Raw genomic sequence first — 18,957 nt, 5'->3', positions numbered from 1 at the left:
CACACCACACACCACACACCACACACCACACACCACACACCACACACCACACACCACACACCACAAATGAAGAAACCCCGCTTGTTTGGCGGGGTTTCCTGTTTCAAGCAGCCCAAGGCCGTTGATCAATAACGCTGATATTTGGAGCCGAACTCGGGACGGTTTTCGGCGACGTAGAGTTTGCTCGCCTGGTTGTCTTTCTGGTCAACGCCGACGGTGTTCACGTTCAGCGTGGCCGGTTGGCTGACTTTGGCTGCTGCAACGGCTGGCGCAGTCGCGTGTGGGGCGGCGATGGCGGAAGTAGCGCCGAGAACCGAGAGGGCGAATCCAAGACCGATGATGCTTTTCATGGTGTTGCTCCAGAGGGTGGGGAGAAGATGTGGCCACTGTAGTGCTGGAGCATCGCGATGAGAAAACACCCTGACGCATAGTCGTTATCGAGAACAATGATCTTTCGGCGATGATGCGGCAGCCCTGTGGGCGCTAGCTCCCACAGGGACTGTGTTGTCAGGTCAGTCGCGATCAGTAGCGCTGATACTTGGAGCCGAACTCGGCGCGATTTTCGGCGACGATTACGCCACCGCGCACGGCGTTGCTCGGGATCGAGGCGACGCGTTCGCGCAGTTCTTGCAGGCGATCGGCACCCCCTTCGGCCACGCGGTTCTGGATCAGGCGATCAGAGCCACCTTCGGCCACGCGGTTCTGGATCAGCCGGTCAGAACCCCCTTCGGCCACGCGATTTTGTTGCAACCGGTCCGAACCGCCTTCTGCCAGTAGCGACTGGATCTGGCTGTGGGAAACGGTATTCGACGTATTCGCCGATGCCAGGTTCGACAGGCCAAGACCGCCCACCAATGCGAGGCCGAGTGCCAGGGACGAAACTTTCGAGAAGTTGATCATGGGTAATTCTCCGTGCGCTTAAGTGTGAGGGGGTCAGTAGCTCGTGCTATCTGGTGTTCACAGTTAAACGCCGGGGTGTATCGCTGATGTGTGCCTGAAACGCTCGAAATCGGCTTTTACGTATCCCGGGAAGTATCTTATACAAACGGATACAAAACCTTCGGTTAACGCTTATACCTGCGCATCGAGCATTTCCACCGGGTAGGAAAAAACATAGCCCTCGCTGCGTACCGTCTTGATGTAGGTCGACTCCCGTGAATCGTCCTTGAGTCGCTGGCGCAAGCGGCTGACCAGCAAGTCGATGGAACGGTCGAACAGGTCGGCATCGCGGCCCTGGGTCAGGTTGAGCAGTTGATCTCGGCTCAGCACCCGTTGCGGGTGGTCGAGGAACACGCGAAGCAATCGGTACTCGGCGCCACTGAGGGCGACCAGGGTATCGTCTTCATCCAACAGGTGACGGGCGGTGGTATCCAGGCGCCAGCGGCCGAAACTGAGCAGGCGGCCGGTTTCAGTGACTAATAGGTTGGGTGGCAGCATCCGGGTGCGGCGCAGTACAGCGTTGATCCGGGCCAGCAGTTCCCGGGCGGCGAAGGGTTTGGTCAGGTAGTCGTCGGCGCCCATTTCCAGGCCGAGTATGCGGTCGGTCTCGTCATTGCGCGCAGTGAGCATCAGGATGGGCGTGGCTTTGTGTTTGCCTGAGCGCAGTTCGCGGCACAGGACCAGGCCGTCATCGCCGGGCAGCATGATATCGAGGACGATCAGGTCGACCTGATTGGTTTCGAGGAAGCTGCGCATGTGCCGGCCGTCGGCGACCATGGTGGTGCGCAGGCCGTTCTTTTTCAGGTAGTTGCCCACCAGTTCGCGAATTTCGCGGTCATCATCAACGATCAGGATGTGGTTGACGTGGTCCATGAATCGATTCTCTTGTTCTTCGTCGGTTGTGCATTTTTGGGCAACGGTGAACCTTTTTGCCGTATCGCCCTTGTAGGAGCAAGGCTTGCCCGCGATGACGGTGGGACAACCCACAGTGATGTCGACTGATACTACGTCATCGCGGGCAAGCCTTGCTCCTACAGGAGGAGTGGCCGACCCGGCATTGCATTCAGGCGTTCTGTGGCCACAAAGACAACAAGCCGAAGCCAAGGCTTCGGCTTGTGTCTATTGCTTGACCGTCAGGCAACCACGCGATAACACGGCACATAAGCCGCGCCACCCGGGAGTTTCATCCGGTGTTGGGCAACGAAGGCTTTGAGCAGCAGGTCCAGCGGCTGCATGATCGCGGCGTCACCGCGGATCTGGTAGGGGCCGTGTTGTTCGATCAGGCGAATGCCCTTGTCCTTGACGTTGCCGGCGACGATGCCTGAGAACGCGCGGCGCAGGTTGGCGGCCAGTTCGTGGGCTGGCAGGTCGCGGCTCAGTTTGAGGTTGGCCATGTTTTCGTGGGTTGGGTCGAACGGTCGCTGGAAGCCTTCGTCGATTTTCAGCAACCAGTTGAAGTGGAACGCGTCGTTGCGCTCGCGGCGGAACTGCTTGACCGCTTTGAGGCCCAGGGTCATCTGCCGGGCGACTTCTGCCGGGTCATCGATGATGATCTGATAATGCTGCTTGGCGTCCTCACCGAGGGTGGCGCCGACGAAGGCGTCGAGTTGCTCCAGGTACGGTGCGGCGTGTTTGGGGCCGGTGAGGATGACCGGGAAGGGCAGGCCTGCGTTGTCCGGATGCATCAGGATGCCGAGCAGGTAGAGAAATTCTTCCGCCGTACCGGCACCGCCCGGGAAGATGATGATGCCGTGGCCGACGCGGACGAAGGCTTCCAGGCGTTTTTCGATGTCTGGCAGGATCACCAGTTCGTTGACGATCGGGTTCGGCGCCTCGGCGGCGATGATCCCCGGTTCGGTCAGGCCAAGGTAACGACCGCCATGGATACGCTGTTTCGCGTGGGCGATGGTGGCGCCTTTCATCGGGCCTTTCATCACGCCAGGGCCACAACCGGTGCAGACGTCGAGGCTGCGCAGGCCCAGTTCATGGCCGACTTTCTTGGTGTATTTGTATTCTTCGGTGTTGATCGAGTGGCCGCCCCAGCACACCACGATCTTCGGCTCGACGCCGGGGCGCAGGGTGCGGGCGTTGCGCAGCAGGTGGAAGACGTAGTCGCTGATACCCTGGGAGGTGCTCAGGTCGATGCGTTGGCTGTCGAGTTCGTTTTCGGTGTAGACGATGTCGCGCAAGGCGCTGAACAGCATTTCACGGGTGCTGGCGATCATTTCGCCGTCGACGAAAGCATCGGCGGGGGCGTTCAGCAATTCCAGGCGCACGCCGCGGTCCTGTTGGTGAATGCGGATTTCGAAGTCCTTGTAGGCTTCGAGGATGGTCTTGGCGTTGTCGACGTGGGCGCCGGTGTTGAGGATGGCCAGGGCGCATTGGCGGAAGATGTTGTAGGTACTGCCGGATCCGGCTTCGCTCAGTTGCTGGACTTCCCGCTGGGAGAGTGTTTCCAGGCTGCCTTTCGGGCTGACCGAGGCGTTGATTACTTGTCGTTGGGTCATTCAATGATCCTTAAAACGATGTCATTCCCACAGAAACAACGAATGGCATCCGAATAGTGTGTATCCATGAAAGAAGATGGCACGAACTTCGTGGTCTCGCCATGTCCCCGTTTGACGATGAAAAGATGAAAAGGAGCCCCAGCATAGCTAAATCCCTCGCAGAGGCGATAATGCCCCGCAGTCTTTTTGACGCAGAATCTTTTTACCACCGAAGAAAAGGAATCCCGACGCCATGTTCGAAATCCAGCCGATGGACGCCCAAACCTACCGTCAACAGACACGGCGCAGCACGTTGATCATCGCCGTAGTCTTCGTGGCGCTGGCGATGGTGCTCTCGACGGCGGCGGTGGCGTTGTTCGGCGAAACTGGCGGCGACAACCTGCGGTTCAACATCGGCGGTGTGTTTGCCGCGGTGTTGCTGATGGCGGCACTGATGCGCAAAGTGTTCTGGACCCAGGAGTGGATGGCGCCCGCGGTCTATAGTTGGCAGCTCAAGCGCAGCTTGATGAGCGTCACCAATGTCATGCACCACGTCACAGCCGCCGTGGAGGCGGGCGATCCGACGGCTATGAAACTGCTACGGTTCTATCATCTGGGCTTGAGCCAGATGCACGAGCTGGACGGCAATTCCAGCGACCATGGCGCATTGAATCGGGAGATGCAGCAACACGCGGCGCGGATGCAAGTGCTGGGCATTGATCCCGAGCAGCCGCGCCTGGATCCGGCGTGGCTGGAGGCAGTCAAGCGAACATCAGGCTAACCCCGATGGTGTGGCTATCCCGGGGAAGGCATAGTGGGAAGACATCGAGCAGGAAGCCTCGGTATTTCCAATAATCAAGGAGCGAGCGGCATGGGGCATCCGTCCATTTACGATCGTATCGAAAACAGCCGGCCTGGAATTGCCCGACTGAAGATTCGCTCCGCGGTAACGCTGCTGGTTGCGGTGTGCCTGTCGATGGTGGTGATTGTCATCTGGGAGGCCTGGAGCTCTCGCCAGTACCATCTGCGCGACAAGGAAGTGGCGATGTCCAACCTTGCGCAGACCCTGGCCTCGCAGGCGCGTTCGACGATCAAACAGGCGGATACGCTGCTGTTTACCTTGGTCGATCGCCTCGAAAATGATGGTTTCGATGCCGGCCGGATCAGTCGCTTGCAGCGCCTGCTCAGTGCCCAACGCAGTGAACTGAGTCAGATTCACGGCCTGTTCGTGTATGACGAAACCGGGCAATGGATTGCCAACTCAAACGGCGCGGAAGTGGGCGTGGCCAACAATTCCGACCGTGAATACTTCATTTACCATCGCGACCATCCCGATCGCGGCCCACACATCGGCCCATCGATCAAGAGCCGTTCCAGCGGTGAATGGATCCTGACCGTGTCGCGGCGGATCAACCATCCTGACGGCAGCTTCGCCGGCGTAGCGCTGGCAACCATTTATCTCAGTCACTTCCTGCAGCTGTACGACAGCATCGACATCGGCAGCAACGGTGTGATCAGCCTGATCGCCGACGATGCCAGCATTATCGTGCGCAGACCGTTCCATGACGCAGACATCGGTACCAGTCTGAGCAAGAGTCCGCTGTTCACCCAACTGCTGCCCGTCAGCAGTTCGGGAACGGCGACAATTACATCGGTCATCGACGGCGTCGAGCGAGTGACGGGCTATCGTCGGGTCGAAGGTTATCCGCTGATTGTCTTTACCGCGTTGAACAAAGACGAAGTGTTGACCAGCTGGCGCAAGGAGTCGCTGCTCAGTGCCGCCATCGTCTCGTTGCTGCTGGCATTTCTGGGAGTGCTGGGTTATCGCCTGATCAAGTTGATGAAACAGCAAAATCGCATCCAGGCCGAACTGCTTGGCGCTCAGGACAAGTTGCTGGAGGTCAATCGCAACCTGGAACTGTTGGCGCTGGAAGACGCGCTCACCGGGCTGGCCAACCGGCGTCAGTTCGATCTGTTCATTCAGGCCGAAGCCGGGCGTGCCCGACGCAACCAGACCGGGCTCGCGCTGCTGATGATCGATGTCGATTATTTCAAGGCTTTCAATGATCGCTACGGTCACTTGGCCGGCGACGAGTGCTTGCGCAAGATCAGTGCGATCATCGTCGATACCATCAAGCGCCCCGGTGATCTGGCGGCGCGTTTCGGTGGTGAAGAGTTTGCCGTGGTGTTGCCCGGGACCGATTACGTCGGGGCATTTCTGCTGGCGGAGAAAATCCGTGGCGCGGTGCTTGCCAGCGGCCTGGAGCACAGTGAGAGCCCTGAAGGCGTGGTGACGGTCAGTGTCGGAGTCTGTGGCTACGACGCGGTTTCCCAAAGCGCTACCGATGACTTGATCGGTGCTGCCGACAAGGCCTTGTATGTGGCCAAGGCCAGCGGCCGCAACATGAGCGTCATCGCCAATTGAAGTCCGGACCTGACGCTGTCTGCGCTTGCTCGCCACCGCCACCGCCACCGCCACCAGGCACGGTGGCTTCGGTGAAGCTCTTTCAAGCGAAACGCCGTTTGATCACCTGACTATAGACCAGCACGTTGACCAGCAGTACCAGACCCGCCAGCCCCAGTTGAATCGCCGGGGTCAGGCCGCTCGGATAAATCAGCGGCCACACATAATGCTCGATGAAACCGGCGCCATAACCGCTTTGCCCGGCGGCGTGGCGCATCAGGTTTTCCCAGCGCGTCAACGGGCAGGGCAGGTGGAACAACTCCACCGCGATACCCCACGCGACGCAAGGCAGGTGCCACCAGATCAGACGGCGCCACTTGAGCAGCAACAACCCGCCGAACAAGACGAACACAATGAACGCCAGGTGAAACAGCACCAATCCATCGGCGGCGATTCGGTAATGCATGTCGACTCTCGAAGGTGTCAGGCAATCGCTCTATGGTACTCGGGCGCAACAGGTTCTTAGCAATGCGCAAGATTGTTCGAGCCATCGGCCGCGACTGCTGGCAAAGTCGCATGTCTTTTCTTCTGGTTACAGAGCGTTATGTCCAAATCACACTTGCCGCGCAGTGCGTTTCTTCGCGGCGCCGCAGCGATCATGCCGTTGTCCCTGGCCACCGCGCCCTGGGGTTTGTTGGCTGGCTCCATGGCCATCGAAGCCAATCTCACGCCCCTGCAAGGGCAGGGGCTGTCGAGCATCGTATTTGCCGGCGCCGCGCAACTGGTGGCCATCGGCATGCTCAAGGGCGGTGCCGGGGTCTTTTCCATCCTGCTGACCACGCTGTTGCTGACTTCCCAGCATTTGCTGTACGGGATGAGCATGCGCTCGGTGATTTCGCCCTTGCCGGGTCGCTGGCGAGTGGGCTTGGGGTTCCTGCTCACCGACGAATTGTTTGCCTTGACCAGCCAGCACGACAAACAGCAGTTCGACCGCTGGTACGCCTTGGGTGTCGGCCTGACGTTCTACATTGCCTGGAACCTCTTCACCCTTGCCGGCATTGTCTTGGGCAGCAGCATTCCCGGTCTGGAACACATAGGGCTGGATTTCTCCATCGCGGCCACGTTCATTGCGTTGATCACCCCGGTGGTGCGCAATGTGCCGACCGTGGTCTGCGTGGCTGTTTCGCTGTTCTGCTCGGTGCTGTTCAGCTATTGGCAATGGGGCTCGGCATTGGTGCTGTCGGGACTGGCGGGCATGACCGCCGGGTTTATCTGCAACAAGTTTCAGGGAGCACGCACATGATGGTCTGGGCAGTGATCATCGGCATGGGCGTGCTGGTGTTTCTCAATCGTTACGTGTTTCTCGAACCGCGGCTGCCGGTGCGCCTGAGCAGTAATGCCCGGCAGTTTCTGGGCTTCGCCGTGCCCGGGATGTTGACCGCCATCTGTGGGCCGATTGTGTTCATGCCCGAGAAGCAACTGAACCTGCAATGGGACAACCCGTACCTGATCAGCTCATTGGTGGCGATCGGCCTGGTGCTCTACACCCGCAACACTTTGCTCAGCATGTTGTTGAGCATGGGCTTCTTCTTTTTGCTGCGCTGGTGGCTGTGAACCGGGCAAAGGAATGTGTTCTACGCTTAAAACTGACGAACAATCCCTTCAGGAAGAGAGGTGAACATGGCGAACGACCCCAAGCGTCCGGACCCGGACGACGACATGGATGAGCCGACAGAAGAGGAGCTTGAGCAACAGAGAAAATCGGAAAAGACCTGGAAGCATGACGACAGTCGCGAACTGTCGGATCGCGATATCGAAATCCCGTTGAAACCCTGACCGAAATACGTCCCTGTAGAGCTGCTGCAAGCTGCTCTACAGGGACGGCACGAAATGAAAGAGACTCACTGAGTCTCTGCTAATACGAAGGTTGCAAGCGCGGGAATCAGGCGTCGTCCGACGGCACGAAGTCGGGATGAGCGGCCCGAAAACCCAATGTCTTGTCGATCCAGGCGTTCAGTTCGTTAACCATCACCGGGTGCTTGCCCGGGTAGCTCTTGAGGGTTGAACTCAGGACCTCGTTGATATTGGGAATTGAACGCAAGTTACGGGTCTGTATGTATTGCCCGATAAAACAGTCGAGTTGGTAGTGTTCTGTCTTTGTAAGATAAACACACGCCAGACCCACGACATGATTATTTGTAAAATCGTCGCGCAATTTAGTTCTCTGCAAGGCTTGAGTGTAAGGGGATTTCCTTAAGGGCTGACTCTCTGGTCAGCTGATGGCGTAGCTGGAAATACGGCGCGGATAGTAGCGGTAGCGACAAAAAATGTATGCAAAGCGACGCTCTGGTCAGACCAGCGGTAATACGCCAACTGCGATATTAGTTAATAGAAACAGTCAAGATGCAACTTGCATCTGTATTTTCCGTAATAACTAACGTTTATGCATGCATCATTGTTGTTATTGACAGGCTCAGGTCACTTCAGCGATTAAATCCGAGCCCTGGTTTCTGGTATTGCCAACCGCTTTGTCGACCTTGTGCCAGTTGAATACGTCACTGGGTTCACCTTGCAGAAGTACCATTTGCTCCGCGCGCTCCCGAGGTGTGGCCGGGTCCAGCCACTCCTGCGCCAGTTCTGCCGAAAACACCACCGGCCGACGGTCATGGATATCGAGCATGCCGCCGGCGCTGTCGGCGGTAATGATGACAAAGCCGTCGTCATCTCTGGGTGCTGCGTCGCCCACCGGGAATTGACCGATGGCTGCACAGAAGATCGGTCCTCCATCACGTCGTCGAATCAGCCAGGGCTGCCGCGTGCCATCCCCGGCATCGACCCATTCGAACCAGTTGTCGACCGGGCAGATTGCGCGGTGTGGCCAGATCGCCCGGAAGAACGGGCCGTGGGCGACTTTCTCGACCCGCGCATTGATCGGCGCGGCCCGATCTTTGGCCCAGTGCGGGCGCCAACCCCAGCGCTGTGAATCGGCATGCAGGCCGTCATCCTCCCGATGCAGCAGCGCCAATTGGGTGGTGGGCGCCGCGTTGTAGCGCGCCAGAGGCTGATCGCCGACGTGATTGATCAGCGCGTCGGGAATGCTCAGCACCGCCACGAAATCGTGAATGCCCCGGTATTGCGACAAGCGTCCGCACATCGTTGAATCCTCCGGCAGGAGAATTCAGCTTAGCCGCCTCATTGCCTGGTTTGGGACAAAACTTCCAGGAGCGAGGCTTTTTGGCGAAGTACGCTGGCACAGTAAACGAGCCCCGGAACCAAACACTGTGTACCCTTATCCAACTTCGGCCCGCAGTATCCTGCGGGCCGAAGATGGATGAACGGGCGAAGGAATTTTGCCGTTTGACGTGTTGACCGCACGGGTCTGGCCAAAGGCAAAACATGAAACACTGGTTCAAGCTACTCATGACATGCACGATGGCCGTCAGTCTGCTGGGCTGTATCGCGGCTCCCATCGAAATGACCGCGCAAACCGAACAGCGGCTGCGTGCGCAACCACCGATTCGTTTCCTGCTGACCTTCGATGACGGTCCTTCCGCATCGAGCTTCTGGAACCCCACTGAAGCCGTGCTCGACAGTCTGGCAGTCAATCCGCTGCAACCGGGCATCAAGGCGGTGTTCTTCGTGCAGACCCGGGCATCAAGGGCGGGCGGCAGCGAGATCGGCCGTGCAATCATGCACCGCGAACGCGATGCCGGGCACATCCTGGCCTTCCACACCGCCACGCCATCGCATACCAATCATCGCTCTCTGGATGCGCAGGAACTGGATCAAGCGCTCACCGATGGCAGTGCTGATATCGCCGCAATCAGTGGTACGCCTCCCACGCTGGTTCGCCCGCCATTCTGGAGTTACGACAAGCGCACTTTCGCTGCCTACCAGCAGCACGGCTTGCATGTGTTGCTGACCGACCTGAGCGCCAATGACGGCAAGATCTGGGGCTTCAATGCCAGCCCGCGGCGCCGCTCGCACATGCTGCGTTCAATGTCTGAAGTACGCGAGCGCATCGCCCGTGGTGAACTGCCAGTGGTGGACGGGGTGATTCCGGTCGTGGTGACCTTCCATGACCTCAATCGCTACACCGCCCGGCATACCCGTGAATACCTGCAGATTTTGCTCGACAGCGCCCGGGCGACTGGCGTCAGGACCGCAAGCCAGCCGTTCTACGACGACACAGCGGCGCTGCAACGAGCGGCGATGGCGCGTACGTTGCGCGACAGTGCGCAGCCGGTTGAACTGCCGGGTGTCTGGAACTGGATCTGGAAGGACAATCCTCATTGAAGAATTTGTTCAAAGTGAGAGGTATTTAACGCTTTTCGCTGGCGCAAAACGGGCAAAGCCGATCTATGCTCAGACGGATCCAACCCACTCAACTGTCGCCGAGGCACCGGCCATGGTTCCTATTTCAGTACTTTGCAACATAGTCGAGTCCGGTTTCGAACCGCTGACCTGCGAGTGCACGGAAACCCTGGGATTGTTGCGCATCGAGGTTTTCGAACCCATTTCCGGGGACGTCAAGTTGCTGATCGACGGCGTTTCGACCGAGCAACTGACCAGCGTGCGCGCCATCTCCGACCTGATTGGCGAGTTGCGAACCGAGATGAGCGCCGGGCGCCGGGCGTTTGCCGGCTGAGTTCAGCTTCGCGGCAGCAGTTCGTCAATCATCCGCAAGCAATGGCTCAACCCGGGCGACACATCACCCACCCGCCGACTGAGAATGATCGGCGAGGTTGCGTTGTCTTCCAGTAATGGCGTGAATCCGATGTCGTCGCGGTGCAGCAATTGCACCGAGGCCGGCACCAGCGTGACCCCGATCCCGGCCCCCACCAGACCGATCGCCGTTTGCAGCTCGTTGGTCCATTGCGCCACGTGGATGCTGACCCCGTAGGACTCGAACAACGCAATGACGTGATCGGCATAGCTGGGGCGCGGGTTGCCGGGGTAAAGCACGAAGGGTTCCCGGGCCAGGTCGCGCAGGCTGATGGGGCCAGCCAGCAATGGATGCCCGGCGGGCAGGGCGGCCACCAGGCGATCCTCGGTCAGCACAGTCTGTACGATGGCCGGGTCGTCGATGCGGATGCGCCCGAAGCCGATGTCGATGCGTCCGGATTTGAGGGCTTGCACCTGTTGCAGGGTGGTCATTTCCGAAAGCCCCAACTCCAGCTCCAGCGGCTCTCCACTGCGCAAACGGCGGATCAGTTCCGGGAGCACGCCGTAGAGCGTAGACGGCGCGAAACCAATGCCCAGCCAGGTTTTTTCCCCCAGTCCGATGCGACGGGTGTTGTCGCAAATCTTGTTCAGTTGCTCGAGCAGGGCGCTGCTGTGCTCATGGAAAAAACGCCCGGCGTCGGTCAGCTTCAACGGGCGGCCGCGTTCAAGCAGGATCACCCCCAGTTCATCTTCCAGCTGCTGGATCTGCCGGCTCAGCGGTGGCTGGGCGATGTGCAGCAGTTCGGCGGCACGGGTGAAGTTGAGGGTTTGCGCCAAGACCTGGAAATAGCGCAGGTGCCGCAGTTCCATGAAGCCTCCCGGTGTCAGTTGTTCGCATACCTATAAGGTATCAAGTCAGACCAATTCTATATTGGCAACCAGAAAAAAGCCGTACGAGAATCGATTCCAGAACTCCAAGAACCTGACGGGTATTGAAATGCTAGCAACCGCCATTGAATCGATCGAGACGATCATCGTCGATCTGCCGACCATCCGCCCGCACAAGCTGGCGATGCACACCATGCAGAACCAGACCCTGGTGATCATTCGTGTACGTTGCGCCGACGGCATCGAAGGCATCGGCGAATCCACCACCATCGGTGGTCTGGCCTACGGCAACGAAAGCCCGGACAGCATCAAGACCAACATCGACAAACACTTCGCACCGTTGTTGATCGGCCAGGACAGCGGCAACGTCAACGCCGTCATGTTGCGCCTGGAGCGCAGCATCCGTGGCAACACCTTCGCTAAATCCGGGATTGAAACCGCATTGCTCGATGCCCAGGGTAAACGCCTGGGGCTGCCGGTCAGTGAATTGCTCGGTGGCCGTGTGCGTGATGCGCTGCCGGTGGCCTGGACCCTGGCCAGTGGCGACACCGAAAAAGACATCGCCGAAGCGGAAAAAATGCTCGATCTGCGCCGCCACCGCATCTTCAAACTGAAGATCGGCGCCGGTGAGGTCAACCGCGATCTGGCCCACGTAATCGCTATCAAAAAAGCCCTGGGCGACCGCGCCAGTGTGCGGGTCGACGTCAATCAGGCGTGGGACGAAGCCGTTGCGTTGCGTGCCTGCCGCATTCTGGGGACCAATGGCATCGACCTGATCGAACAACCGATCTCGCGCAACAACCGTGCCGGCATGGCGCGCCTGAATGCCATGAGCCCGGCGCCGATCATGGCCGACGAGTCCATCGAGTGCGTGGAAGATGCGTTCAACCTGGCTCGCGAAGGCGCGGCTTCGGTGTTCGCCCTGAAGATCGCCAAGAATGGTGGCCCGCGCGCCGTATTGCGCACTGCCTCTATCGCCGAAGCGGCGGGAATTGCCTTGTACGGCGGCACCATGCTTGAAGGTGGTTTGGGCACCATGGCGTCGGCCCACGCCTTCGTCACCTTGAACAAACTGGCGTGGGACACTGAACTGTTCGGTCCGTTGCTGTTGACTGAAGACATTCTCAGCGAACCGCTGGTCTACCGCGATTTCGAACTCCACGTGCCGAACACCCCGGGTCTGGGCCTGAGCCTGGATGAAGAACGCCTGGCGTATTTCCGCCGCGACAAGACCTCCACCGCCATTCATCAAGCCTGAGGAGAGCATTATGCTGTTCCACGTAAAAATGACCGTGAACCTGCCGGTCGACATGAACCCCGAAGCAGCGGCCAAATTGAAGGCTGACGAGAAAGCCCTGGCGCTGCGCCTGCAAGATCAAGGCAAGTGGCGTCACCTGTGGCGCATCGCCGGGCACTATGCCAATTACAGCGTATTCGATGTCGACAGCGTTCAGGAACTGCACGACCTGCTGATGCAACTGCCGCTGTTCCCGTACATGGCCATCGAAATCGACGCGATGTGCCGGCATCCTTCTTCCATTCGTGACGATGACCGCTGAGCCCAGCCTGTTCAGCGCGCTACCCTAATAATTACAAGATGAGGAACCTGCAAAAATGAACGTCAAGATCTCCCACACTGCCGAAGTCCAGAAATTTCTCGAAGAGGCCAGCGGCCTGCACAACGATGCCGGTAATCCACGGACCAAAGCGCTGATCTACCGCATCCTGCGTGACTCGGTAAACATCATCGAAGACCTCGCTGTGACCCCGGAAGAATTCTGGAAAGCGGTCAATTACCTGAACGTGCTGGGTGCTCGTCAAGAGGCCGGGCTGGTGGTGGCCGGGCTTGGCCTGGAACACTACCTCGATCTGTTGATGGACGCCGAAGACGAGCAGGCCGGTAAATCCGGCGGCACGCCGCGCACCATCGAAGGCCCGCTGTACGTGGCGGGTGCACCGTTGTCGCAAGGCGAAGCGCGTCTGGATGACGGCGTCGATCCGGGTGTGACCCTGTTCATGCAAGGCCGCGTGTTCAACACGGCGGGCGAACCGCTGGCCGGTGCCGTGGTGGACGTCTGGCACGCCAATACCGGTGGCACCTACTCGTACTTCGACCCGACCCAATCGGAATTCAACCTGCGTCGCCGCATAGTCACCGACGCCGATGGCCGCTATCGCTTTCGCAGCATCGTGCCGTCGGGCTACGGTTGCCCACCGGACGGTCCAACCCAGCAATTGCTCGATCAGCTAGGCCGTCATGGCCAGCGTCCGGCGCACGTGCACTTCTTCATTTCCGCGCCGGATCATCGCCACCTGACCACCCAGATCAACCTGGATGGCGAGAAGTACCTGCATGACGATTTCGCCTACGCCACCCGAGACGAGCTGATCGCCAAGATCACCTTCAGCGACGATCAGCAGCGTGCGGCGGCCTACGGTGTCAGCGGTCGTTTTGCCGAAATCGAGTTCGATTTCACCCTGCAATCGTCTGCCCAGCCTGAAGAGCAACAGCGTCACGAGCGGGTTCGCGCACTCGAGGACTGATCGCGTCGCCCCCTGTAGGAGCAAGCCTGCTCGCTCCTGCAGGGGGTTCGGTACTAGAATGGATTACCGCAACATATAACAACAACGAGAGTGACCCGATGATGCAAGCTCAACTGTTGAGTCAGCGCAGCAGAGTCTTCGACCATGCCGACCCTTATGCGGTCTCGGGCTACGTCAATCAGCACGTCGGTAATCATTGCATTCTCATGCCTCGTGCTGGCAGTCCGCTGGCCAGCCTGGACCATCGCAAGTTCGCCAGCCTCGACCTGTGCCGTATCAGTTACGGTGCCAGTGTGCGCGTGACGTCCGGTGCGCTGGACAGCATTTATCACCTGCAAGTGCTGCTGCGCGGCAACTGCCTGTGGCGTGGACATGGCCAGGAGCATTACTTTGCCCCCGGCGAATTGCTGCTGATCAACCCTGACGATCCTGTCGACCTGACGTATTCCGCCGATTGCGAAAAATTCATTCTCAAAATTCCGACCCGCTTGTTTGAGTCGGTCTGCGACGAGCAGCGCTGGCGCTATCCGGGGCAGGGCGTGCGGTTTGTGGAGAACCGTTATCAGCTCAATGAACTGGAAGGTTTCGTCAACCTGCTGGCAATGATCTGCCAGGAGGCCGAGTCCACCGAGCAGATTCCCAGGGTGCAAGAGCATTACACACAGATCATCGTCAGCAAGATGCTCAGTCTGATGAAAACCAACGTCTGCCGCCTTGAACTGGGCTCACAGACGGCCACGTTCGAGGCCATTGCCGATTACATCGCCAGTAACCTCAAGCGCGACATCGACAGCGAAGAACTGGCGCGCCAGGCGCACATGAGCTTGCGCTCGCTGTATGGCCTGTTCGAGCGCAATGCCGGCGTCACGCCGAAAAACTACCTGCGCCAGAAACGCCTGGAGCGCATCAACGCCTGCCTGAGCGACCCGACCTGCAACGTGCGCAATGTGACGGAAGTGGCGATGGACTATGGCTTCCTGCACCTGGGACGGTTCTCCGACAGCTATCGCAAGCAGTTCGGTGAATTGCCTTCCGATACCCTCAAACGCCGGCACTAAGGCCTAAGTATGATCGTTCCCACGCTCCCGCGTGGGAATGCCTCACTGGACGCTCCGCGTCCGCTTTTGGGACGCAGAGCGTCCCGGGCTGTATTCCCACGCAGAGCATGGGAACAATCTTGCGTCGCGCCCCCAACTGCACAAAACGGATAAAGATCTGCATCCAGCGGATAGTCCACCCCATTGCCCCGTCCTAGCATGGCCCTGCCTGAACAATAACAATGGAGGCGGCGGCCATGACCCTGCGACCCGAATATTTGCATTCCCTGCTTGAAGACGATCCCGAGCAGGGCCTCTATCGCTGCAAACGCGAGATGTTCACCGATCCCCGGTTGTTCGATCTGGAGATGGAACACATCTTCGAAGGCAACTGGCTGTATCTGGCACACGAAAGCCAGATCCCCAATATCAACGATTTCTACACCACCACCATGGGGCGCCAGTCGATCTTCATCGCGCGCAACAAGGACGGTGTACTCAACGCCTTCATCAACGCCTGCAGCCACCGTGGCGCGACGCTGTGCCGGCACAAGTCCGGCAACAAAAGCTCCTACACTTGCCCGTTCCATGGCTGGACCTTCAACAACTCCGGCAAGCTGCTCAAAGTCAAGGATCCGGCCAACGCCGGCTACCCGTCGAGCTTCAACTGCGAAGGCTCCCACGACCTGACCAAAGTCGCACGTTTCGAGTCCTATCGCGGTTTCCTGTTCGGCAGCCTCAAGGCCGATGTGCTGCCGCTGGTGGAGCATCTGGGCGAGTCGGCGAAGATCATCGACATGATCGTCGACCAGTCCGCCGACGGCCTGGAAGTGCTGCGCGGTTCTTCCAGCTACATCTACGAAGGCAACTGGAAACTCACCGCCGAAAACGGTGCCGATGGCTATCACGTCAGCTCGGTGCACTGGAACTACGCGGCCACCCAGAACCAGCGCAAGCAGCGCGAGGCCGGTGACGAAAACCCGACCATGAGCGCCGGCAGCTGGGCCAAGCAGGGCGGTGGTTTCTATTCCTTCGACAAGGGCCACATGTTGCTCTGGACCCGTTGGGCCAACCCCGAGGACCGTCCGCTGTACGAGCGTCGCGACGAGCTGGCGCAAGACTTCGGCAAGGCGCGCGCTGACTGGATGATCGAGAACTCGCGCAACCTGTGCCTGTACCCCAACGTCTACCTGATGGACCAGTTCAGCTCGCAGATCCGCATTGCCCGGCCGATCTCGGTCAACCGCACGGAAATCACCATTTACTGCATCGCGCCGAAGGGCGAGAGCGACCACGCCCGTTCGAGCCGGATTCGTCAGTACGAAGACTTCTTCAACGTCAGCGGCATGGCCACGCCGGACGATCTCGAGGAGTTCCGCTCCTGCCAGACCAGCTACCAGGGCAGCGTCACCACCTGGAACGACATGTCCCGGGGCGCCGAGCACTGGATCGAAGGCGCCGACGAGGCGGCAAAGGAAATCGACCTGCATCCGCTGCTCAGCGGCGTACGCACCGAGGACGAAGGCCTGTTCGTGCTGCAACACAAGTACTGGCAGCAGACCATGCTCAAGGCCCTGGCTGCCGAGCAGTCGAAACTGATCGCCGTGGAGGACGTGCAATGACCATTTCCTATGAAACGGTGCGTGATTTTCTCTATCGCGAAGCACGCTACCTCGACGACCGCCAGTGGGACGAATGGCTTGAAATGTATGCCCCCGACGCGACCTACTGGATGCCGTCCTGGGACGATAACGATGAGCTGACCGAAGATCCGCAGCGGGAAATCTCGCTGATCTGGTACGGCAACCGCACGGGCCTTGAAGATCGCATCTTCCGCATTAAGACCGAGCGTTCCAGTGCCAGCGTGCCGGACACCCGTACCTCCCACAACATCAGCAACATCGAGCTGCTCGAACAAGCCGACGGACTGTGCAAGGTGCGCTTCAACTGGCACACCCTGAGCTTTCGCTACAAGACCGTCGACAGCTATTTCGGCAGCAGTTTCTACACCCTCGACGTGCGGGGTGAAAACCCGTTGATCAAGGCCAAGAAAGTGATCCTGAAGAACGACTACGTTCGCCAGGTCATCGATGTTTACCACTTGTGAGACTGCCGTCATGACCCATTCCATCGCGTTCAATTTTGAAGACGGCGTCACTCGATTCATCGACGCCAACGTTGGCGAAACCGTGGCCGATGCAGCGTACCGCCAAGGCATCAATATCCCGCTGGACTGCCGCGACGGCGCTTGCGGCACCTGCAAGTGTTTTGCCGAAGCCGGGCAATACGATTTGGGTGAGGAATACATCGAAGACGCCCTCAGCCCTGAAGAAGCCGAGCAAGGCTTTGTCCTGACGTGCCAGATGCGCGCTCAGAGTGATTGCGTGGTGCGGGTGCCGACGTCATCGGAGGTCTGCCGCACCCGTCAGGCCAGTTACGACGCGACCATCAGCGCCGTACGCCAGCTGTCCGACAGCACCATCGCGCTGTCGATCAAGGGCGAGTCATTGAGCAAACTGGCGTTCCTGCCGGGGCAGTACGTGAACCTGGGCATTCCCGGCAGCGAACAGACGCGGGCCTATTCGTTCAGTTCGTTACAGCGCGATGGCGAGGTCAGTTTCCTGATCCGCAACGTGCCGGGCGGGCTGATGAGCAGCTTCCTCACCGGCATCGCCAAGGCGGGCGACAGCATGAGCCTGGCAGGGCCTCTGGGCAGTTTCTACCTGCGCGATATCCGTCGTCCGCTGCTGTTACTGGCCGGTGGCACCGGGCTGGCGCCATTCACTGCGATGCTGGAGAGAATCGCCGAGCAGGGCAGTGATCATCCGTTGCATCTGATCTATGGCGTGACCCACGATTTCGACCTGGTGGAACTCGACCGCCTGGAAGCCTTTGCCGCACGCATCCCCAACTTCACCTTCAGCGCCTGCGTCGCCAGCCCCGAGAGCCAACATCCGCTCAAGGGCTACGTGACCCAGCACATCGAGCCCAAGCATCTGAACGAGGGTGATGTCGATGTCTACCTGTGCGGTCCGCCGCCGATGGTCGAGGCGGTCAGCCAGTTCATCCGCGAGCAAGGCATCGCGCCGGTGAACTTCTACTACGAAAAATTTGCCGCCAGCGCGGCGTGAGACTTGCGCGGGTAACTGCTTCGACAACCCATCCATGCAGGAGCGGGCCTGCTCGCGATGAGTTCGGCACCGACCGATGAGGTAAACATGAACAGATTTCACGAAAAAGTCGCGCTGATTACCGGTGCCGCGCAGGGCATTGGTAAGCGCGTGGCCGAGCGCATGGCGGCGGAAGGGGCGAAGCTGATACTGGTCGACCGTTCCGAACTGGTGTTCGAGTTGCAGCAACAATTGGCGCCTAGCAGCCAGGTCCTGGCGCTGACGGCCGACCTCGAACAATACGATGAGTGCAACCGGGTGATGCAGACCGCCGTCGAGCGTTTCGGGCGCCTGGATGTGCTGATCAACAATGTAGGCGGGACAATCTGGGCCAAGCCTTTTGAGCATTACGAAGCGTCGCAGATCGAAGCCGAGGTTCGCCGTTCGCTGTTTCCGACGTTGTGGTGCTGCCATGCCGCATTGCCGTTCATGCTGGGGCAGGGCAGCGGTGCGATCGTCAACGTTTCGTCCATCGCCACCCGCAGCATCAATCGCGTGCCATACGGCGCGGCGAAGGGCGGCGTGAATGCACTGACCGCCTGCCTGGCGTTTGAAACCGCCGGGCGCGGCGTTCGGGTCAATGCCACTGCGCCGGGCGGCACCGAAGCGCCACCGCGGGTGATTCCGCGCAACAGCGCCGAACAGAGTCCGCAGGAAAAGGTCTGGTATCAGCAGATCGTCGACCAGACAATCGACAGCAGTTTGATGAAGCGTTACGGCACGCTGGATGAGCAAGCAGGCGCGATTTTGTTTCTGGCCAGCGATGAAGCGTCTTATATCACCGGCATGGTCATGCCAGTGGGCGGTGGCGATCAGGGCTGAGA

At 59.3% G+C, this 18,957-nt stretch carries 23 protein-coding genes; 15 read left to right on the top strand and 8 right to left on the bottom strand.

The window, feature by feature from the left end:
• Positions 1 to 125: 125 nt before the first annotated feature.
• The 4 genes from D8U73_RS12440 to ppnN all read right to left on the bottom strand — a co-directional run bounded on the left by D8U73_RS12440 (position 126) and on the right by ppnN (position 3,446).
• On the bottom strand, positions 126 to 350 hold the full coding sequence (locus D8U73_RS12440; protein ID WP_056856707.1) for a hypothetical protein: 225 nt from the start codon (positions 348 to 350) through the stop codon (positions 126 to 128).
• Between the two features lie 172 nt (positions 351 to 522).
• Positions 523 to 900 carry a hypothetical protein gene (locus D8U73_RS12435; RefSeq protein WP_130904614.1) on the bottom strand — a complete coding sequence of 126 codons (378 nt, stop codon included), beginning with the start codon at positions 898 to 900 and terminating at the stop codon, positions 523 to 525.
• 171 nt (positions 901 to 1,071) lie between these two features.
• Positions 1,072 to 1,812, bottom strand: coding sequence for a response regulator (locus D8U73_RS12430; RefSeq protein ID WP_130904613.1), 741 nt, complete (start codon positions 1,810 to 1,812; stop codon positions 1,072 to 1,074).
• Between the two features lie 260 nt (positions 1,813 to 2,072).
• Positions 2,073 to 3,446 carry a nucleotide 5'-monophosphate nucleosidase PpnN gene (ppnN, locus tag D8U73_RS12425; RefSeq protein WP_056856704.1) on the bottom strand — a complete coding sequence of 458 codons (1,374 nt, stop codon included), beginning with the start codon at positions 3,444 to 3,446 and terminating at the stop codon, positions 2,073 to 2,075.
• A 232-nt stretch (positions 3,447 to 3,678) separates the two neighbouring features.
• On the opposite strand from ppnN, the gene D8U73_RS12420 reads away from it, so the two are divergent.
• Both D8U73_RS12420 and D8U73_RS12415 read left to right on the top strand, forming a co-directional pair.
• Positions 3,679 to 4,206, top strand: a complete 528-nt coding sequence (locus tag D8U73_RS12420; RefSeq protein WP_130904612.1) for a DUF3087 domain-containing protein — start codon at positions 3,679 to 3,681, stop codon at positions 4,204 to 4,206.
• Between the two features lie 90 nt (positions 4,207 to 4,296).
• Positions 4,297 to 5,850: a sensor domain-containing diguanylate cyclase gene (locus tag D8U73_RS12415; protein WP_056856702.1), complete on the top strand. Its 1,554-nt coding sequence runs from the start codon at positions 4,297 to 4,299 to the stop codon at positions 5,848 to 5,850.
• 82 nt (positions 5,851 to 5,932) lie between these two features.
• Here the strand turns inward: D8U73_RS12415 and D8U73_RS12410 are convergent, their stop codons facing one another.
• A complete protein-coding gene (locus D8U73_RS12410) occupies positions 5,933 to 6,295 on the bottom strand; it encodes a DUF2784 domain-containing protein (protein ID WP_056856701.1) in 363 nt (120 codons plus the stop codon).
• Positions 6,296 to 6,433: 138 nt separating this feature from the next.
• Between D8U73_RS12410 and D8U73_RS12405 the strand changes: the two genes are divergently transcribed.
• The 3 genes from D8U73_RS12405 to D8U73_RS29165 all read left to right on the top strand — a co-directional run bounded on the left by D8U73_RS12405 (position 6,434) and on the right by D8U73_RS29165 (position 7,665).
• Positions 6,434 to 7,132: an AzlC family ABC transporter permease gene (locus tag D8U73_RS12405; RefSeq protein ID WP_130904611.1), complete on the top strand. Its 699-nt coding sequence runs from the start codon at positions 6,434 to 6,436 to the stop codon at positions 7,130 to 7,132.
• Positions 7,132 to 7,443 carry an AzlD domain-containing protein gene (locus tag D8U73_RS12400; protein ID WP_177434543.1) on the top strand — a complete coding sequence of 104 codons (312 nt, stop codon included), beginning with the start codon at positions 7,132 to 7,134 and terminating at the stop codon, positions 7,441 to 7,443. Before D8U73_RS12405 ends, D8U73_RS12400 begins: the two co-directional genes overlap by 1 nt.
• Positions 7,444 to 7,509: 66 nt before the next feature.
• Complete coding sequence (locus tag D8U73_RS29165; protein ID WP_177336608.1) at positions 7,510 to 7,665, top strand: hypothetical protein; 156 nt, start codon at positions 7,510 to 7,512, stop codon at positions 7,663 to 7,665.
• Positions 7,666 to 7,771: 106 nt separating this feature from the next.
• Here D8U73_RS29165 and D8U73_RS12395 read toward each other — a convergent pair whose 3' ends face one another.
• Positions 7,772 to 8,044: a hypothetical protein gene (locus D8U73_RS12395; RefSeq protein WP_130904609.1), complete on the bottom strand. Its 273-nt coding sequence runs from the start codon at positions 8,042 to 8,044 to the stop codon at positions 7,772 to 7,774.
• A 258-nt stretch (positions 8,045 to 8,302) separates the two neighbouring features.
• Positions 8,303 to 8,983 (bottom strand): SOS response-associated peptidase family protein, encoded by a 681-nt coding sequence (locus D8U73_RS12390; protein ID WP_130904608.1) that lies wholly within the window; start codon positions 8,981 to 8,983, stop codon positions 8,303 to 8,305.
• Between the two features lie 242 nt (positions 8,984 to 9,225).
• On the opposite strand from D8U73_RS12390, the gene D8U73_RS12385 reads away from it, so the two are divergent.
• Positions 9,226 to 10,125: a polysaccharide deacetylase family protein gene (locus D8U73_RS12385; RefSeq protein WP_130904607.1), complete on the top strand. Its 900-nt coding sequence runs from the start codon at positions 9,226 to 9,228 to the stop codon at positions 10,123 to 10,125.
• Between the two features lie 112 nt (positions 10,126 to 10,237).
• Positions 10,238 to 10,477 (top strand): DUF1652 domain-containing protein, encoded by a 240-nt coding sequence (locus D8U73_RS12380; RefSeq protein ID WP_056856698.1) that lies wholly within the window; start codon positions 10,238 to 10,240, stop codon positions 10,475 to 10,477.
• A 2-nt stretch (positions 10,478 to 10,479) separates the two neighbouring features.
• Here D8U73_RS12380 and D8U73_RS12375 read toward each other — a convergent pair whose 3' ends face one another.
• On the bottom strand, positions 10,480 to 11,364 hold the full coding sequence (locus D8U73_RS12375) for a LysR family transcriptional regulator (RefSeq protein WP_056856697.1): 885 nt from the start codon (positions 11,362 to 11,364) through the stop codon (positions 10,480 to 10,482).
• Between the two features lie 127 nt (positions 11,365 to 11,491).
• Between D8U73_RS12375 and D8U73_RS12370 the strand changes: the two genes are divergently transcribed.
• The 8 genes from D8U73_RS12370 to D8U73_RS12330 all read left to right on the top strand — a co-directional run bounded on the left by D8U73_RS12370 (position 11,492) and on the right by D8U73_RS12330 (position 18,955).
• Entirely contained in the window at positions 11,492 to 12,640 is a 1,149-nt protein-coding gene (locus D8U73_RS12370; protein WP_177434542.1) for a muconate cycloisomerase family protein, read from the top strand.
• Positions 12,641 to 12,650: 10 nt separating this feature from the next.
• Positions 12,651 to 12,941: a muconolactone Delta-isomerase gene (gene catC, locus D8U73_RS12365; protein WP_034150962.1), complete on the top strand. Its 291-nt coding sequence runs from the start codon at positions 12,651 to 12,653 to the stop codon at positions 12,939 to 12,941.
• A 55-nt stretch (positions 12,942 to 12,996) separates the two neighbouring features.
• Positions 12,997 to 13,926 carry a catechol 1,2-dioxygenase gene (gene catA / locus D8U73_RS12360; RefSeq protein WP_056856695.1) on the top strand — a complete coding sequence of 310 codons (930 nt, stop codon included), beginning with the start codon at positions 12,997 to 12,999 and terminating at the stop codon, positions 13,924 to 13,926.
• A 98-nt stretch (positions 13,927 to 14,024) separates the two neighbouring features.
• The gene (locus D8U73_RS12355; protein WP_056856694.1) at positions 14,025 to 14,984 is read left to right on the top strand and encodes an AraC family transcriptional regulator; all 960 of its coding nucleotides are present in this window, start codon (positions 14,025 to 14,027) and stop codon (positions 14,982 to 14,984) included.
• Between the two features lie 236 nt (positions 14,985 to 15,220).
• Positions 15,221 to 16,585, top strand: a complete 1,365-nt coding sequence (benA, locus tag D8U73_RS12345; RefSeq protein WP_056856911.1) for a benzoate 1,2-dioxygenase large subunit — start codon at positions 15,221 to 15,223, stop codon at positions 16,583 to 16,585.
• On the top strand, positions 16,582 to 17,070 hold the full coding sequence (gene benB / locus D8U73_RS12340) for a benzoate 1,2-dioxygenase small subunit (protein ID WP_056856693.1): 489 nt from the start codon (positions 16,582 to 16,584) through the stop codon (positions 17,068 to 17,070). Before benA ends, benB begins: the two co-directional genes overlap by 4 nt.
• 10 nt (positions 17,071 to 17,080) lie before the next feature.
• Complete coding sequence (gene benC, locus D8U73_RS12335; RefSeq protein WP_130904604.1) at positions 17,081 to 18,094, top strand: benzoate 1,2-dioxygenase electron transfer component BenC; 1,014 nt, start codon at positions 17,081 to 17,083, stop codon at positions 18,092 to 18,094.
• Between the two features lie 87 nt (positions 18,095 to 18,181).
• Positions 18,182 to 18,955 (top strand): 1,6-dihydroxycyclohexa-2,4-diene-1-carboxylate dehydrogenase, encoded by a 774-nt coding sequence (locus D8U73_RS12330; protein WP_130904603.1) that lies wholly within the window; start codon positions 18,182 to 18,184, stop codon positions 18,953 to 18,955.
• Positions 18,956 to 18,957: the final 2 nt, after the last annotated feature.

The organism is Pseudomonas sp. Sample_22, assembly GCF_004307635.1.
Classification (GTDB): Bacteria; Pseudomonadota; Gammaproteobacteria; order Pseudomonadales; family Pseudomonadaceae; genus Aquipseudomonas.
This window is presented reverse-complemented; position numbering and strand designations above follow the sequence as displayed.